We start from the raw sequence: 1,895 nt of genomic DNA on the forward strand, positions 1-1,895 counted from the left end.
ACTAGCGTGACTTTACCAGCCAAAACAAGTAATGCCTTATGGTACTTAGATTAATGGCAATAAAACGTATAGACTAATACATAATATCTTCTAAAGCATGTATTGACATAGCTCTTAGAATAGTGTATAAACTAAGTATGGCTACTATCAGAAAACAAAAAGTCGGCAAGCATATTTACTGGCAAATTATCGAATCTAAAAGGGTTAACGGCAAGCCGAGACCTATCGTACTAATGCATCTGGGGACTGCTGAACAGTTACTGTATAAACTAAGAGGAGGTACTTTAAAAAAGAAGATCCGTTCAGCATCCCACGGGGCGGTCTCTCTTTTCTGGCAAAATGCAAAGGAGCTGGATCTGCCTGATATCTTCAAAACGCATTTCGCGCAGCAACTGAGAGACGGCTTACCTCCAGGAACATCTTTATTGCTGGCAGCCATCCACAGGGCGATCGAGCCGGGCAGCAAGAGTGCTTTTGCCTCCTGGGCGAAAAAGACCACCCTGCCTGAAATTGCGGGTTTTAATCCACAGCGGCTTACCAGCCAGCACTTCTGGGAACAAATGGATACCGTCACCGAAGCGCAACTGGAAAGCGTGGAGAAAGCGATTACCCAGAAAATGCTGGAACAAGGGCTGCTCTCTCCCAGGCTGCTGTTCTACGACCTGACTAATTTTTTTACACACATAAGCACCGGTAACGAGAGGGCCAAACTGCCTCAACGCGGCCATAATAAGCAGAAGCGCAACGACCTCCGGCAGTTCGGCCTGGCCCAGGTGGTGACAAAAGAATTTCTTATCCCCGTTTTATCCGAGGTCTACGAAGGCAATAAGACAGATGAAAAGATGTTTGTCCCAACTCTGACCCGACTCAGAAACAAGCTCTCGGAACTCAATCTGGATGTTCGGGAACTAACTATAGTCTTCGATAAAGGAAGCAACTCCAAAGGCAACTTTGCCGAACTCGACATTTCAGAGATACCTTACGTGGCTTCTCTGACACCTTCTTACCATGAGGACCTGTTGAATGTACCCCTCTCCTCATACCACCGGGTACAGTTGAACGGTCAGGAGATATTGTGCTACCGCGCTCAAAAAGAAGTCTGGGGCAAAACAAGAACCATCGTTGTTTTTATGAGTGAGAAATTGCGCCAGGGACAGTTACAGGGTCTAAAGCAGGCCCTTTCCAGCAAGTATGAACAGTTAAATAAATTAAAAACGAAGCTTACCGCCAAAAGGGCCAGAAAAAGAAAACGTGAAGATGTTAAACGTCAAATCAAGGATATTTTAAATGGTGAAAGATGTCATCTGCTCATTAAGACTGCCCTTTATGAAACCGAGTCCGGCCGCTTCGACCTTAACTGGGAGATCGACCAGGATGCTTACCGGTGGACCACGGAGAATCTCTTCGGCAAACGGATACTGGTTACCTGCAGGAATAACTGGTCTGATGCCGAGATCATCGCCGCTTACCACGGCCAGAGCAATGTGGAACGGGTATTCAAACATCTCAAAAATCCTTATCACAACTGTGTTCATCCCCAGTATCACTGGACGGATCAAAAGATCCGTGTACATACTTTCATCTGTCTAACCGGACTGTTGCTCTCACAGGTGCTTCATAAAAAGGCGCGTGATGCCGGTTACAACATAAGCATCGAAGGTCTGATCGATAGATTGTCAGAGGTGCGTATGGTGGAAACCGTTTCTATTTACAGCCTGAACAGCAAGCCTGTTAAGGAAACACAACTGGAGGAAATGGATCTGGAACTTGAGAAGCTTTATGCTGACTTGGAAAAATCAGTCTTTTAGTTTATACAAGCCGTGTTTCTTGAAGTGCTTGGTGTTTACTGGATTGAGAAGGATTTTTTGCTAATTCTATGGTAAAGTCACGCTAGG

General features: G+C 45.5%; 1 protein-coding gene. It reads left to right on the forward strand.

Annotated features, from left to right (window positions below; all coding sequences use genetic code 11):
• Positions 1-137 precede the first annotated feature (137 nt).
• Positions 138-1,808: an IS1634 family transposase gene (locus Pmgp_RS19165; RefSeq protein ID WP_153189240.1), complete on the forward strand. Its 1,671-nt coding sequence runs from the start codon at positions 138-140 to the stop codon at positions 1,806-1,808.
• The last annotated feature ends 87 nt before the right edge of the window (positions 1,809-1,895 follow it).

Source organism: Pelotomaculum propionicicum (genome assembly GCF_004369225.1).
In the GTDB taxonomy this organism is placed as follows: Bacteria; Bacillota; Desulfotomaculia; order Desulfotomaculales; family Pelotomaculaceae; genus Pelotomaculum_B; species Pelotomaculum_B propionicicum.

Excerpts from the sequence above, each read along its gene's own strand:
- Pmgp_RS19165 (WP_153189240.1), top strand. The coding sequence starts at position 138 with ATGGCTACTATCAGAAAACAAAAAGTCGGCAAGCATATTTACTGGCAA.